Below are 13857 nucleotides of genomic sequence, written 5' to 3' on the forward strand. Positions count from 1 at the left end.
TCCTCTCCCCGCGCCGACGGGGAGAGGACGAGATCGCCCGAGACGGCCCGGTTTCGGGAATCCGCCTCGCTATGTCATAAGACCCGCGCAATTCACAGATAAGCGCGCGGACATGATACGCCTCGAGAACATCAGCAAGCAGAACGGCCAGCAGCTCCTCTTCATCGAAACGTCGGCGGCGCTGCTTCCCGGCGAGAAGGTCGGACTGGTCGGCCCCAATGGCGCCGGCAAGACGACGCTCTTCCGCATGATCGCGGGCCAGGAGCGGCCGGATGAGGGCCAGGTGTCGGTCGATCGCGGCGTCACCATCGGCTATTTCAACCAGGATGTCGGCGAAATGGCCGGCCGCAGCGCCGTCGCCGAGGTGATGGACGGCGCAGGCCCGGTGAGCGCCGTCGCCGCCGAGCTGGCCGAGCTCGAGGCCGCCATGGCCGATCCCGACGCCGCAGAGAATTTCGACGCGATCCTCGAGCGCTATGGCGAGGTCCAGGCGCGTTTCGAGGAGCTGGACGGCTATGCGCTGGACGGTCGCGCGCGCGAGGTGCTGGCGGGTCTCGGCTTCAGCCAAGAGATGATGGACGGCGACGTCGGCGCGCTCTCCGGCGGCTGGAAGATGCGCGTCGCGCTGGCGCGCATTCTGCTGATGCGCCCGGACGCCATGCTGCTCGACGAGCCGAGCAACCATCTCGATATCGAAAGCCTGATCTGGCTCGAGGGATTTTTGAAAGGCTACCCCGGCGCGCTGCTGATGACCTCGCATGATCGCGAGTTCATGAATCGCATCGTCGGCAAGATCATCGAGATCGACGGCGGCTCGCTCAACTCCTATTCCGGCGATTATGAATTCTACGAGCGCCAGCGCGCGCAGAATGAATTGCAGCAGCAGGCGCAATTCGAGCGGCAGCAGGCCATGCTCGCCAAGGAGATCAAATTCATCGAGCGCTTCAAGGCGCGCGCCTCGCATGCCGCGCAGGTGCAGAGCCGCGTGAAGAAGCTCGACAAGATCGAGCGCGTCGAGCCGCCGCGCCGGCGCCAATCGGTCGCTTTCGAATTCGCGCCGGCGCCGCGCTCCGGCGAGGAGGTGGCGACGCTCTCGCGCGTCTCCAAGCGCTATGGCTCGCGCAGCATTTACGAGGGCCTCGATTTTCAGGTGCGGCGCAGGGAGCGCTGGTGCGTGATGGGCGTCAATGGCGCCGGAAAATCCACGCTATTGAAGCTCATCGCCGGCGCCGCCCAGCCGGACGAAGGCGCGGCGGCGCTCGGCGCCAATGTGAAGATGGGCTATTTCGCCCAGCACGCCATGGAGCTGCTGAACGGCGAGCACAGCGTCTTCGAGGCGCTGGAGGACGCATTTCCGCAAGCGGGACAAGGCGCGCTGCGCACGCTCGCCGGCTGCTTCGGCTTTTCCGGCGATGATGTGGAGAAGAAATGCCGCGTGCTCTCCGGCGGCGAGAAGGCGCGGCTGGTGATGGCGAAAATGCTCTATGACCCGCCGAATTTCCTGGTGCTGGACGAGCCGACGAACCATCTCGATCTCGGCACCAAGGAGATGCTGGTCGAGGCGCTCGCGGCCTATGAGGGCGCCATGCTGTTCGTCTCGCACGACCGGCGCTTTCTGGCGTCGCTCTCCAATCGCGTGCTGGAGGTGACGCCGGAGGGCGTGCATCAGTTCGGCGGCGGCTATACGGAATATGTCGCCCGCACCGGGCGCGAGGCGCCGGGCGTGCACGGGTGAGCATGGCCTCGCTCAGCGCGCGAGATGCCGGTCGAAAAAGGCTTTCATCTTGGCGACGGCGAGGCGCGATTCCGGCGCGTTCGGAATCTGCCCCTGGAACACATGCGGCATGCCTTCATAGACGTCGAGCTTGGCGGTTCCCCCCGCCGCTTCGATCGCCTGATACAGTCGCACCGAATCGCTGAGCAGAATTTCCCGCGTGCCCACCTGAATGAGAGCGGGCGGAAAGCCTTTCTCGAAATCGCCATGGACGGGCGAGACGTGAGGATGCGCCCAATCCTTCTCATCCGCATAGGCGAGCATGGCGTTTTTGATCTGGCGCTCATAGGACATGATCGGATCGGCGTCGCGCAGCGTGACGCGCGTGTCGGCGGCGTTGCGAAAATCGGCCGTCAGCGACCATGTCGCCACGGCGCCCGGCAGGCCGAGGCCTTCGTCGCGCATCTTCAGCGTCGTCGCGACAGCGAGATTGCCGCCGGCGGAATCGCCGAATAGGGCGATGCGCCGCATTTGCGCGCCGCCGGCCAGCAGGCGCTTGACGACGGCGACCACATCTCCCGTGATCTGCGGCCATTTCGCCGCCGGCGCGAGTCGATAATCGACGACGACGATGCGACGGCCGAAGACGCGCGCGAGCTTCGCCATTCCCTCGAGCGCGCCACGCGCGTCGAAATACACGAAGGCGCCGCCATGGAGATAGACGACGACCGATCCGTCATCGACGAGCCCGTTCGGCGCAATATCGAAATAGGAAACGCCGTCGGTCTCGATCCGCGACACGGCGACGCCCTTCGGCCGCACGGCGGCGAGATCGACCTCGCGCGCCGCAGCGGCCGCCGCCTGCAGCCGCGCCCAGCCATCATGATCGCCGGGCTCCGGCAGAGTGGGGATGATGGCGTGATCGCCGCCGATTTTCGCTAGCAGCCGCTTGCCGTCCGTCGAAATCGTTTCGGGAACCCAAGCATAGGCGGAAGTGTGGGCCGGATCGGCCGCCGACGTCGGCCGCAGCAGCGCGACCAGCAGCAATCCCGCCACAGCGCAATGCGCGAGCGATTCCTTCAAGCTTTCACCCCGATCGCAAGACGGGCGGCGCCACGTCTCGAGCGGAGCAGAATGCGCGAGACGCTTTTCTAATTCTTTGCTCGATCGCGATGACTATTTCTATCCGATGACTCGCTGGCGCCGAAAGGGAGGCGCTCGCTCTCCCTGCGAGGAAAACGCGCGGCGAGAGACCCTCGCCGCGCGCCGAATTGCGGAAAGATCACATCCGCCGCAGCACGTCCTTCTCGAAGCACTCGCGGATCGTCTCTTCCTTCAGCTTGCGGCCGATGAAGACGAGGCGCGCGCTGCGTTTCTCGTCGGGGCGCCAGTCGCGCTGCAGATCGCCGTCTAGAATCATATGCACGCCCTGGAAGACAAAGCGCTTCGGCTCGTTGGTGAAGGCGACGATGCCCTTGCAGCGCAGAATATCCGCGCCCTCGCGCTGAACGAACTCGTTGAGCCAGGGCACGAAGACATTGGGATCGAGCTCGCCCTCGTGGAGGATGGAGACCGAGCCCATCTCCTCATCGTGATAATGCTTCAGCCCATGGCCGTGATCGTCGTGATGCGCGTGCGCGTGATGGTCATCGTGCTCGTGATGATCGTGGCCGCAATCCGGCCCGCACTCGTGGTCATGGCCATGCTCATGTTGGCCGTGATCATGATCGTGATGATCGTGATCCTCCGCCTCGAGGAAGCGCGGCTCTATCTCCAATATGCGATCGAGATCGAAAGCATTGCGCTCCAGCACCGCCTCGATCGGCACCTGCGCCTTCACCGCATGATGCAGCGTCGCATAAGGATTGATGGCGCGAATTCGGCCCTCGACCTCGGCCAGCTCCTCGCGCGTGACGAGATCGGTCTTGTTCAGCACGATCACATCGGCGAAGGCGATCTGATTCTTCGCCTCCGGCGCATCGGCGAGGCGCTGCGCCAGAAATTTGGCGTCGGCGAGCGTCACCACAGCGTCGAGCCGCGCCGCCGCCTTCACATCCTGATCGACAAAGAATGTCTGCGCGACCGGCGCGGGATCGGCGACGCCGGTCGTCTCCACGATAATGGCGTCGAACTTGCCGCGGCGCTTCAGCAGACCTTCGATGATGCGGATGAGATCGCCGCGCACTGTGCAGCAGATGCAGCCATTGTTCATCTCGAAGATTTCCTCGTCCGCGCCGACGACGAGGTCATTGTCTATGCCGATCTCGCCGAACTCATTGACGATGACGGCGTAGCGCCGTCCGTGCTGCTCGGTGAGGATGCGGTTCAGCAGAGTCGTCTTGCCGGCGCCGAGATAGCCGGTGAGGACGGTGACGGGAATCTTGTCGGTCAAGGCGGTTCTCCTATTGCGCCCAGGGCAATCGGGTGAACGAGAAATGGCGCCGGAAACGGCGTTTCTACCTCCCCCTCGAGGGGGAGGTCGAGCGGGAGGGGGGACCGCCCGAGTCTTTCGTGTGGAACCCCATCCCGGACCGCTTCGCGGTCCGACCCTCCCCTAGAGGGGAGCGTGAATCGCCATTTCCAGCCTTCACCCGATTTGCGCCGTCTCCTATTGCGCGTTCTTGCGAAGCTGATCGCGCTTCTTCATGAGTTCCTGCATGTTCATTTGTCCGCCCTGCAGCCCCGGCATCACGATGTCGCCCGGCTTCTGGCCCGGCTTGCACGGACCGAGCCACTTCGCCTCGAGCACCATATCCGCGGAGGCGAGGTTATGGATCGGCGGCGTATAAGTGATGTGAAGCTCGCCGCGATAGGCGGAGTCGAAGCTCCCGGTGAAAACGCCTTCCGTCTTCGTCACCGACTTGTCGAGCTTGCAGACCGAGCTGACGCGATATTTATCGCCGTCGCGGGTGAAGCTCAGCTTCTCACATTTCGGCCCGTTTTCGCCGATGTTCTGGCGCAGAATGTCGTCCGTCTTCTCGTCGATGCACATTTCCACCTCGCCGCTCGGCGAGGGCGCGCCCTGCATGACATGCTCCATGCGCCAAAGGCCGGGCTTGCGGCGCGGCGTCTCATCCGCGGCGGCCGGAAGGACAGGCGAAAAGACAGGGAGACAGAGCACGCAAAAAGCGGCGCCGAGAGACAGGTGAAATCGCATGGGACAGGCTCCAGGGCGCGGGATCGCCAGCGCGCCTGAGAATAGTATAAACGAAAATCCGGCCGAAAATCGTCGGGCGACCGTGAGCCTCAGGACGCGAGCGCCTCGGTCAACTGCTTCACATTGAAGCGCATCAGCCGGAGATAGCTCGGCGCCGGGCCGTCCGGCGGAGAGAGCGCGTCCGAATAGAGCGTGCCGCCGACCTTGGCCCCCGTCTCCGCGGCGATGCGCTTGGCGAAGCGCGGATCGACGATATTCTCGAGGAACACGGCCGCGACCTTATGCGCCTTCACCGCATCGACGATGCGGGCGATGTCCCGCGCGCTCGTCTCGGCGTCGGTGGAGACGCCCTGCGGCGCGATGAACTCCACGCCATAGCGCGCCGCGAAATAGCCGAAAGCGTCGTGAGTGGAGACGACGCGGCGGCGCGCCCGCGGAATGGCGTCGATCGCCGCGACGATCTCGGCGTCGAGCGCGCCGAGCGCATGGAGATATTCCGCGGCATTGGCCTTGTAGCGCGCGGCGCCGTCCGGATCGGCCTCGACCAGCGCGTCTCTTATGTTGGCGACATAGATTTTGACATTGGCGACATCCTGCCAGGCGTGCGGATCGACGCCTTCACCCTCCTTGCGCGGCGTGACGGCTCGGCTCGCGGTGACGATGCGGGCTTTGGTCTTGGAGGCGGCGACGAGCCGGTCGATCCAGCCTTCGAAGCCGAGGCCGTTGACGAAAACGAGCTTGGCCGCGGCGAGGCGGCGCCCGTCCTGCGGGCTCGGCTGATAGACATGGGCGTCGCCGTTCGGCCCGACGATGGTCGTGACGTCGATGCGGTCGCCGCCGACGATGCGGGCGAGATCGCCGAGAATGGAAAAGCTGGCGACGACCGGCAGCCTCGGCGGCGGCAGCGGCGCAGGCTGGGCGCGAAGCGGCGAGGCGAGGAGCGCGAGCGTCGCCAGCACGGCGCGACGCGACAAAAGGCAAAAATGCGAGGACGTCGCGCGCGATGATTCCATGCGTCACCCCTCCAAATGTCGCTTGGGCCTCCGCAAGCGAATCACGCCGCCGGTCTTTCCGAAAATCAAAGAGAGGAAATAAGCGCCGCCCGCCATGAGGATGATCACGGGTCCCGCGGCGAGGCCCGTGCGGAAGGACAGGACGAGGCCGAAATAAGAAGAGGCCGCGCCGATCGCCGCCGCCAACGGCAGCGCCCCGGTGAGATCGCGCGTCCACAGACGCGCCGAGGCGGCCGGCAGCATGATGATTCCGACCGCCATCAGCGTGCCGAGCGCATGGAAGCCGGCCACCAGATTGAGCACCACCAGCGCCAGAAAGGCGAAGGGAATCCATTCCCCCAGCGGGCTGACGCGGCGGGCGAAGAGCGGATCGAAAGTGTCCAGCGCCAGCGCCCGATAGGCGAGCGCGAGCGCCGACAGAGTGAAGCTCGCAATGGCGGCGAGGAAGATCAGCGTGGCGTCGTCGAGCGCCAGCACCGAGCCGAACAGCACATGCAGGAGATCGACATTCGAGCCCTTGAGCGAGACGAGCGCGACGCCGAGCGCCAGCGAGACGAGATAGAAAGCCGCGAGCGAGGCGTCCTCGCGCAGGGCCGTCCAGCGCGCCGCCGCGCTCGACGCCACCGCGACGGCGAGGCCGGCGAGCAGGCCGCCGAAGGTCATGGCCGGCAGCGACAGGCCGCAGGCGAGATAGCCGAGCGCCGCGCCGGGCAGAATGGCGTGCGAGAGCGCGTCGCCGGCCAGCGACATGCGGCGCAGAATCAGGAAGACGCCGAGCGGGCAGCCGGAGATCGACAAAGCAATTGCGCCGACCAGCGCGCGGCGCATGAATTCGTAATCGACGAAAGGCGCGATGAAGAGCTCATGCAGCATGGGGAGTCTCGTCGCGCCGGCATTCCTCGGCCTCGCGATCGTACGCTTCGACCATGTGGCTCGCCTGCGCGAGATGCGCCTCGGACAGCGCCTCTCGCGTCGCGCCCCAGAAGATCGGCTCGCGCGCCAGCAGCAGCGCCTGCGGAAAGGCGCGGCGGGCGAGATCGAGCTCGTGCAGAACCGCGATGACGGTGCGGCCCTCCTCCCGCCAGCGGGCGATGATCTTCACCAGATCGTCGATGGTTCGGGCGTCTATGGCGCCGAAAGGCTCGTCGAGCAGAATGACCGGGCAATCCTCGACCAGCAGCCGCGCGAACAGCACGCGCTGCATCTGGCCGCCGGAGAGCGTGCCGATCGCACGGTCCTCGAAACCCGCGAGCCCGACCGCGGCCAGCGCCGCCGCTATGCGCGCGCGCTCCGCCGCGCCGACGCGGCCGAAAAGCCCGATGCGGCGCATCGCGCCCATGGAGACGAAATCCAGCACATCTATCGGAAAGGCGTGATCGATCTCGGCGGATTGCGGCAGATAGGCGATATCGCGCAATGCGAGGCCGTCATAGACGATGCGACCGCCGAGCGGCGTCAACAGGCCGGCGAGCGCTTTGAGCAGAGTGGATTTGCCGGCGCCGTTCGGCCCACAGACGGCGAGCCCCGCGCCGGCCTCGACGACGCCGGAAATGTGATGCACGGCCGGGCGACGCTCATAGCCGAGCGTCACATTCTCCAGCCGGATCGCGCCAGCGCTCATTCGTCGCGCCTTCAGCTCAGCGCCCAATAGACCGCGGCCCAGAGCAGCGCCAGCACGGCGGCCGCGGCGAGAAGCCGCTCGCCCGCCGAAAGGCGCAGCAGCGAGACGCGGCCGTCGGCGCGCTCGCCATGCGCATGAGCGGCGGGCGCGTCCTTTTGAAAAATCGCCGATTGCGGTCGGTTCATTTTCAAATGTTATATTATAACAGATGCGGCCGGCAAGCCCGGAATGCCCTCAACTCGCCCGACCGGGCACGAGAATGACGCGGAAGTCGTTCACATTGGTGCGCGTCGGGCCGGTGACGAGGAGATCGCCGAGCTTCTCGAAAGCCGTATAGGCGTCGTTATTGGCGAAGAGCGCCTTGAGATCGACGCCCTGCGCCGCCGCCCGCGCGAAGGAATCGGCGGTCATGATCGCGCCGGCGTTGTCCTCGCTGCCGTCGATTCCATCCGTATCGCAGGCGATGGCGGAAATGCCGCCGAAGCCCTCGAGCGCCAGCGTCAGCGCCAGCAGGAACTCCGCGTCGCGGCCGCCCTTGCCATTGCCGCGCACGGTGACGGTGGTCTCGCCGCCGGAGATGATGGCGACGGGCGGCGCGATCGGCTGCGCATGGCGGGCGATCTGCCGGGCGATGCCCGCGTGGACCAGCGCGACATCGCGCGATTCGCCCTCGAGATCGCCGAGGATGAGCGGCGTGAAGCCGGCCTTGCTCGCCACTGCGGCGGCGGCGTCCAGCGAGCCTTGCGGCGTCGCGATGAGAATGTTCTCGACGCGATCGAAAATCTTGTCGCCGGGCTTCGGCGTCTCGCAGGCGTCCGACGAAAGATAGCCCAGCACGGCGGCCGGCGCGTCGATCTTATATTTGGCGATGACGGCGAGCGCGTCCTCGCGCGTCGTCGGGTCCGGCACTGTGGGGCCGGAGGCGATGACGGAGAGATCGTCGTTCGGCACGTCGGAGATCATCAGCGCGACGACCTTGGCCGGCGCGGCGGCGCGGGCGAGACGTCCGCCCTTGATGGCGGAGAGGTGCTTGCGCACGCAATTCATCTCGGAAATGGTCGCGCCGCTCTTCAGCAGCGCCTTGTTGACGGCCTGCTTCTCCTCGAGGCTGACGCCGTCCGCGGGCAGCGCCATCAGCGCCGAGCCGCCGCCGGAAATCAGCGCGAGCACGAGATCGTCCTCAGTGAGGCCCTGGACCTTCGCGAGGATGCGTCCCGCGGCGGCGCGGCCGGCGGCGTCCGGCACCGGATGCGAGGCCTCGATCACCTCGATCTTGGAAGTGGGGGCGCCATGCTCGTAACGGGTGACGACGAGGCCCTCGATCGGATGCGGCCAATGCGCTTCGACCGCCGCGGCCATGGAGGCCGCCGCCTTGCCCGCGCCGACGACGATGGTGCGGCCTTTGGGCGGCGCGATCTTCTCGAGGAAGGCCGGCAGGCAGACGGACGGATGCGCCGCGCCGACAGCGGCGTCGAACATGGCGCGGAGAAGCGTGCGGTAGTCGTCAGACATAGACCAAATCCCTGAATCTCGACGTTCTCCCTTCTCCCGCTTGAGGGAGAAGGGAGAGAGCGCTACGACCGTCGTGTTCTCCCTTCTCCCACTTGTGGGAGAAGGATGCGCGCCCGACGATTCGGCTGCTTACGCAGCGCCGATCTGATCCGCCTTGTCGATCAGCGCCTGCGCCATGCGGATGCTGGCGATGTCGATCAGGCGGCCGTCGAGAGACACGGCGCCGCGGCCTTCCTTGGCCGCCTGCTCCATCGCCTCGAGAATGCGGCGGGCCTTCTTCACTTCCGCCTCGGAAGGCGTGAAGACCTGATTGGCCAAATCGATCTGCGAGGGATGAATCGCCCACTTGCCCTCGAAGCCGAGGACCGCGGCGCGCTTGGCGGCGGCGATATAGCCATCCGGATCGCCGAAGTCGCCGAACGGGCCGTCGATCGGACGCAGGCCATAGGCGCGCGCGGCGACGAGGAAGCGCGTCTGCGCCGCATGCCACTGGTCGGCCCAGAAATACTGGCGATTGCCCTCGGCGTCCTTGTCCGAGAGAACGCCATAATCCGGGTTCACGCCGCCGATGACGGTGGTGCGGGCGCGGGTCGAAGCGGCATAGTCGGCGACGCCGAAGGAGAGCGCCTCATTGCGCTTCGAAGCCTGAGCGATCGCCTCGACATTGGCCATGCCGAGCGCGGTCTCGATCAGCAGCTCGAAGCCGATGCGCTTGGTGCGCTTCTTGTAGCTCTCGATCTGCGTGACCAACATGTCGATGGCGTAGACGTCCTGCGGAACGCCGACCTTCGGAATGAGGATCACGTCGAGACGCGGGCAGGCCTCGACGACATCGACCACATCGCGATAGCAGAAATGCGTGTCGAGGCCGTTGATGCGCAGCGTCATGGTCTTGGAGCCCCAATCGATCTCATTGAGGCCCTGGATGATGTTCTTGCGCGCCTGCTCCTTGTCGTCCGGAGCGACCGCGTCCTCGAGGTCCAGGAAGACCTGGTCGGACTTGGAGGTCGCGGCCTTCTCGAACATGCCCGGGGCAGAGCCCGGAACGGCCAGCTCGGAGCGATGGAGACGCGGCGTCGCCTGCTCGATCAAAGTGAAACTCATGATGACTCCCTTTCCCTGTGTAAGAGCTTATCCGGTGGCGCCGAGGCCGGCGGCGATGCAGCTGATCGACAGCAGCAAAGCCGACTTGTATTCCTCCTTCAGCGCTTCCTCTTCGGTGGTGCGGAACAGGCGCAGCAATTCCACCTGCTCGCGGTTGACCTCGTTGATGGTGGCGAGGCGATGCGCGAGCCGCGCCTGATAGTCGGTGAAGCGCGCGCCGATCTCGCCGCCGCCGGTGATGCGCAGCACGCTCTCGCAAGTGAGGTGATATTCGGCCTCGATCGCCGAAAAGATTTTCTTGCGCACGGCTTCGTCGGCGACCAGCGAAGCGTATTGCCGGGCAATGCCGAGATCGACCATCGCCAGCGTTTTCTCCACCTCGTCGAGGATGAGGCGGAAGAGGCGCGAATCCTCGAACATGCGATGCAGCAGCTGCAGGCCGCGCTCGCCGCGCACCTCGATGAAGCTGGTGAGGCCGGAGCCGACGCCATACCAGCCGGTGATGGCGTGACGGTTCTGCGCCCAGGCGAAGACCCAAGGGATAGCGCGCAGATCCGCGAGGCTGCGCGCGCCGAAGCGACGCGCCGGCCGCGAGCCGATATTGAGCAGCGAGATTTCCTCGAGCGGGCTCGCCGCCTGGAAATAGGCGACGAGATCGGGATCGGCGATGAATTTGCCATAGGCCGCGAGCGAGGCGCCGGAGAGCGCCTCCAGCGCATCGTCGAACTCCGCGCGGGGAACGAGCGCATCCTCGCGCTCGGACTTCAGCGCATGGGCGAAGACGCTGCTCGCCAGCAGCTCCAGCTGATAGGAGGCCGTGCCGCGATTGGCGTATTTGAAGGAGACGACCTCGCCCTGCTCCGTCACGCGGAAGCGGCCGCGAATGGAGCCCGCCGGCTGCGCGGCGATGGCGTGTCCGGTCGGCGCGCCGCCGCGGCTGACCGAGCCGCCGCGGCCGTGGAAGAAGGCGATGGCGACGCCCAGCTCCTCGCCGAGGCGCGTCAGCTTGGATTGCGCTTTCGCCAGCTCCCAGTTCGACGACATGAAGCCGCCGTCCTTGTTGGAGTCGGAATAGCCGATCATCACCTCTTGCACATTGCCCTGCCAGCGCGTGCTGCGGCGCACGACGGGCACGCGCAGCAGCTCGCGCATGATGACGGGCGCGGCGCGCAGATCGGGAATCGTCTCGAACAATGGCACGATCGGCAGGGTGCACAGCTCGAGGCCGGCGTCATCGAGATAGAGCCCGCCATGCTTGGCCAGCACATAGGCGCCGAGAACATCGGCGACCGAATGCGTCATGGAGAGGATGAAGCTGCCGAAGGCCTCGCGATCGAGGCGCGAGCGCATGTCCGCGACCAGCGCGAACATGTCGAGCGTATCTTGCGACTCCGGCGCGAGGCCTGTGAGCGGAACGCCATTGCGCGGCTGCGCCAGCTCGGCGATGAGCCAGGCCTGCCACTCGGGCGAGTCGACGTCCGGCGCATCCTTGCCGGTCTTGATGCGATGAATGTCGCGCAGCGCATTATTGGTGCGCGTCGTGTTCTCGCGCAGATCGAGACGCACGGTGCTGAAGCGGAAAATCTCCACCGCGCGCCGCGCCGGCCGCACCATATCGGCGGCGAGCGACGGGCTGCGGCTCTCGATCAACGCCTGCTCCAGAATGCGCAGATCGCGGATCAGCTCGTCGGCGTTGCCGTAGCGCGCCTTGCCGCGACCTTCGCCCTTGGTGGTGAGGATCGTCTCGTCGAGCTTGCGCAGCACGCAGGTGAGATATTGGCGGAAGGCCTCGCCGTGATTGCGCGTCTTGATCCTGTCGGCGTCCTCGACCTGCGCCAGCTCCGCCTCGAGCGCGGCGCGGAACTCGGCCGGGATCGTCACCGAGCCTTCGCTGATCGACAGCACGCGCGCGAGATCGAGAATGCGCTGGCGATAATATTCGAGGCTGGCGAGCGCGTTGACGGTCATCGTCTCGCGCGTCACCGCATTGGTGACGAATGGATTGCCGTCGCGGTCGCCGCCGATCCAGGAGCCGAATTGGAAGAAGGGCGTGATATCGAAGCGCTCATTGGGATAATGAGCGGCGAGCGCGCTCTCGAAGGAGGCGAGCATCTCCGGCGCGAGATCGAAAAGATTTTCGGCGAAGAAATGCAGGCCCCAGGCGACCTCGTGCTCGACGGTCGGCTTCTCGAGATGCAATTCGCCGGTGAGCCACAAAAGCTCGATCTGATCGCCGACGGCGCCGATGCGGCTGGCGCGCTCGCGATCGGTCCAGCGCGAGGATTCGAGATCCTTCAGCAGCAGATAGATCTTGCGATTCTTCTCGAGGACGGTGACGCGCTTGGCCTCGGTCGGATGGGCGGTGATGACCGGGCGAATGCGCAGCGATTTGAGCTGCGCGCGAATCTCGTCGGCGGTGACGCCGGACTTGGCGGCGTCCGCCAGAACATGGGCGAAGGAGCCGAGCAATTCGTCGCGGCCCTTGGCGCGCTCTATGGTGCGGCGGCGGCGCATGGCCGAGGCCTGCTCGGCGATGGAGAGCAGCTGAAACCATATGCCCTGCGCCTGCAGAGCCCGCGCCATCAGCGCCGGCGGCAGGCCGGCGGAGGAGCCGAAGCCGCTCAGCACGGGCGCGATCTCCGGCTGATGGCGCTTCACCACGCCCACGAGCTGGTCGAGCAGAAAAGCCGCCGCCTCTTTGACCGATCGCGTCGCCAGCGCCGAAGGGGCGGCGGACGAGGTCGATTCGGACAAGACCTTCTGGTCGGCGGTCATGCAGTCTCCCTGGCTATGGTGAGGCGGATGGGAGCCTCTCCCCGCGGCGCGGGAAGAGGCGTTTCTCGTGTCACGCGCGCTTCAGCACGGCGGCGACGGCCGAGCCGAACTCGGCCGGGCTCGGCGCCACGGCGAGGCCGTAGGACTTCATGATCTCGGTCTTCTCCGCGGCGCTGTCGCCGGTCGCCGAGATGATGGCGCCCGCATGGCCCATGCGGCGACCCTTGGGCGCCGTGAGGCCGGCGACGAAGCCGACCACCGGCTTGGAGAAATTCTCCTTGATCCAGGCCGCTGCCTCGGCCTCCTGCGGACCGCCGATCTCGCCGATGATGAGCACGGCTTCCGTCTCCGGATCCTGATCGAACAGCACGAGATGATCCAGGAAGGACGAGCCGTTGATGGGATCGCCGCCGATGCCGACCGAGGTCGAGATGCCGAGCCCGAGCTCCTTCAGCTGCGAGGCCGCCTCATAGCCGAGCGTGCCGGAGCGCGAGATGAGGCCGACATTTCCCTGCTTGTAGATATGGCCGGGCATGATGCCGAGCATGGCCTTGCCGGGGCTGATGATGCCGGCGCAGTTCGGCCCGACCATCGTCGGACGCTTCTCGCGCGGATAGCGCAGGAAGTAGCGCTTCACGCGCATCATGTCCTGCGCCGGAATGCCGTCGGTGATGGAGCAGATGAGGCGAATGCCCGCGTCGGCCGCCTCCATGATCGCGTCGGCCGCATAGGGCGGCGCCACGAAGGTGATGCTGGTGGTCGCGCCGGTCTGCTTCACCGCCTCGCGCACCGTGTCGAAGATCGGCACGCCATGCACGGTCTTGCCGCCCTTGCCCGGAGTGACGCCGGCGACGACATTGGTGCCGTAGTCGATCATCTCCTTGGCGTGGAAGCTGCCCTTGTCGCCGGTGATGCCCTGGACGAGGATGGGCGTTTTTTCGTCGATGAGAATGCTCATTGT

The 13857-nt window shown here is 66.0% G+C and carries 12 protein-coding genes; 1 reads left to right on the forward strand and 11 read right to left on the reverse strand.

Annotated elements, in window-relative coordinates; all coding sequences use genetic code 11:
• Positions 1-112 precede the first annotated feature (112 nt).
• Positions 113-1735 (forward strand): ABC-F family ATP-binding cassette domain-containing protein, encoded by a 1623-nt coding sequence (locus tag METLW3_RS0100070; protein WP_024877998.1) that lies wholly within the window; start codon positions 113-115, stop codon positions 1733-1735.
• A gap of 12 nt (positions 1736-1747) precedes the next feature.
• Here METLW3_RS0100070 and METLW3_RS24915 read toward each other — a convergent pair whose 3' ends face one another.
• From METLW3_RS24915 to sucD, 11 genes are all read right to left on the reverse strand, one after another.
• On the reverse strand, positions 1748-2797 hold the full coding sequence (locus METLW3_RS24915) for an alpha/beta hydrolase (protein ID WP_024877999.1): 1050 nt from the start codon (positions 2795-2797) through the stop codon (positions 1748-1750).
• Between the two features lie 199 nt (positions 2798-2996).
• Positions 2997-4106, reverse strand: a complete 1110-nt coding sequence (locus METLW3_RS0100080; RefSeq protein WP_024878000.1) for a GTP-binding protein — start codon at positions 4104-4106, stop codon at positions 2997-2999.
• A gap of 216 nt (positions 4107-4322) precedes the next feature.
• Positions 4323-4871 carry a DUF3617 family protein gene (locus METLW3_RS0100085; protein ID WP_024878001.1) on the reverse strand — a complete coding sequence of 183 codons (549 nt, stop codon included), beginning with the start codon at positions 4869-4871 and terminating at the stop codon, positions 4323-4325.
• Between the two features lie 89 nt (positions 4872-4960).
• On the reverse strand, positions 4961-5884 hold the full coding sequence (locus METLW3_RS0100090) for a metal ABC transporter substrate-binding protein (protein ID WP_024878002.1): 924 nt from the start codon (positions 5882-5884) through the stop codon (positions 4961-4963).
• Between the two features lie 3 nt (positions 5885-5887).
• Positions 5888-6757: a metal ABC transporter permease gene (locus tag METLW3_RS0100095; RefSeq protein WP_024878003.1), complete on the reverse strand. Its 870-nt coding sequence runs from the start codon at positions 6755-6757 to the stop codon at positions 5888-5890.
• On the reverse strand, positions 6747-7505 hold the full coding sequence (locus METLW3_RS0100100; RefSeq protein ID WP_024878004.1) for an ABC transporter ATP-binding protein: 759 nt from the start codon (positions 7503-7505) through the stop codon (positions 6747-6749). The genes METLW3_RS0100095 and METLW3_RS0100100 overlap by 11 nt, the downstream gene beginning before the upstream one ends.
• 11 nt (positions 7506-7516) lie before the next feature.
• A complete protein-coding gene (locus tag METLW3_RS28000) occupies positions 7517-7690 on the reverse strand; it encodes a hypothetical protein (RefSeq protein WP_157096070.1) in 174 nt (57 codons plus the stop codon).
• 49 nt (positions 7691-7739) lie between these two features.
• The gene (locus METLW3_RS0100110; RefSeq protein ID WP_024878005.1) at positions 7740-9017 is read right to left on the reverse strand and encodes a glycerate kinase; all 1278 of its coding nucleotides are present in this window, start codon (positions 9015-9017) and stop codon (positions 7740-7742) included.
• 129 nt (positions 9018-9146) lie between these two features.
• Positions 9147-10121 carry a CoA ester lyase gene (locus METLW3_RS0100115; protein ID WP_024878006.1) on the reverse strand — a complete coding sequence of 325 codons (975 nt, stop codon included), beginning with the start codon at positions 10119-10121 and terminating at the stop codon, positions 9147-9149.
• 27 nt (positions 10122-10148) lie between these two features.
• Complete coding sequence (locus METLW3_RS0100120) at positions 10149-12896, reverse strand: phosphoenolpyruvate carboxylase (protein ID WP_024878007.1); 2748 nt, start codon at positions 12894-12896, stop codon at positions 10149-10151.
• Between the two features lie 70 nt (positions 12897-12966).
• Complete coding sequence (gene sucD / locus METLW3_RS0100125; protein WP_018267462.1) at positions 12967-13854, reverse strand: succinate--CoA ligase subunit alpha; 888 nt, start codon at positions 13852-13854, stop codon at positions 12967-12969.
• Between the last annotated feature and the right edge of the window lie 3 nt (positions 13855-13857).

It is taken from the genome of Methylosinus sp. LW3 (assembly GCF_000527115.1).
Classification (GTDB): Bacteria; Pseudomonadota; Alphaproteobacteria; order Rhizobiales; family Beijerinckiaceae; genus Methylosinus.

Excerpts from the sequence above, each read along its gene's own strand:
- METLW3_RS0100095 (WP_024878003.1), bottom strand. The coding sequence starts at position 6,757 with ATGCTGCATGAGCTCTTCATCGCGCCTTTCGTCGATTACGAATTCATG.
- METLW3_RS0100120 (WP_024878007.1), bottom strand. The coding sequence starts at position 12,896 with ATGACCGCCGACCAGAAGGTCTTGTCCGAATCGACCTCGTCCGCCGCC.
- METLW3_RS0100110 (WP_024878005.1), bottom strand. The coding sequence starts at position 9,017 with ATGTCTGACGACTACCGCACGCTTCTCCGCGCCATGTTCGACGCCGCT.
- METLW3_RS28000 (WP_157096070.1), bottom strand. The coding sequence starts at position 7,690 with ATGAACCGACCGCAATCGGCGATTTTTCAAAAGGACGCGCCCGCCGCT.
- METLW3_RS0100085 (WP_024878001.1), bottom strand. The coding sequence starts at position 4,871 with ATGCGATTTCACCTGTCTCTCGGCGCCGCTTTTTGCGTGCTCTGTCTC.
- METLW3_RS0100100 (WP_024878004.1), bottom strand. The coding sequence starts at position 7,505 with ATGAGCGCTGGCGCGATCCGGCTGGAGAATGTGACGCTCGGCTATGAG.
- METLW3_RS0100070 (WP_024877998.1), top strand. The coding sequence starts at position 113 with ATGATACGCCTCGAGAACATCAGCAAGCAGAACGGCCAGCAGCTCCTC.
- sucD (WP_018267462.1), bottom strand. The coding sequence starts at position 13,854 with ATGAGCATTCTCATCGACGAAAAAACGCCCATCCTCGTCCAGGGCATC.
- METLW3_RS0100090 (WP_024878002.1), bottom strand. The coding sequence starts at position 5,884 with ATGGAATCATCGCGCGCGACGTCCTCGCATTTTTGCCTTTTGTCGCGT.
- METLW3_RS0100115 (WP_024878006.1), bottom strand. The coding sequence starts at position 10,121 with ATGAGTTTCACTTTGATCGAGCAGGCGACGCCGCGTCTCCATCGCTCC.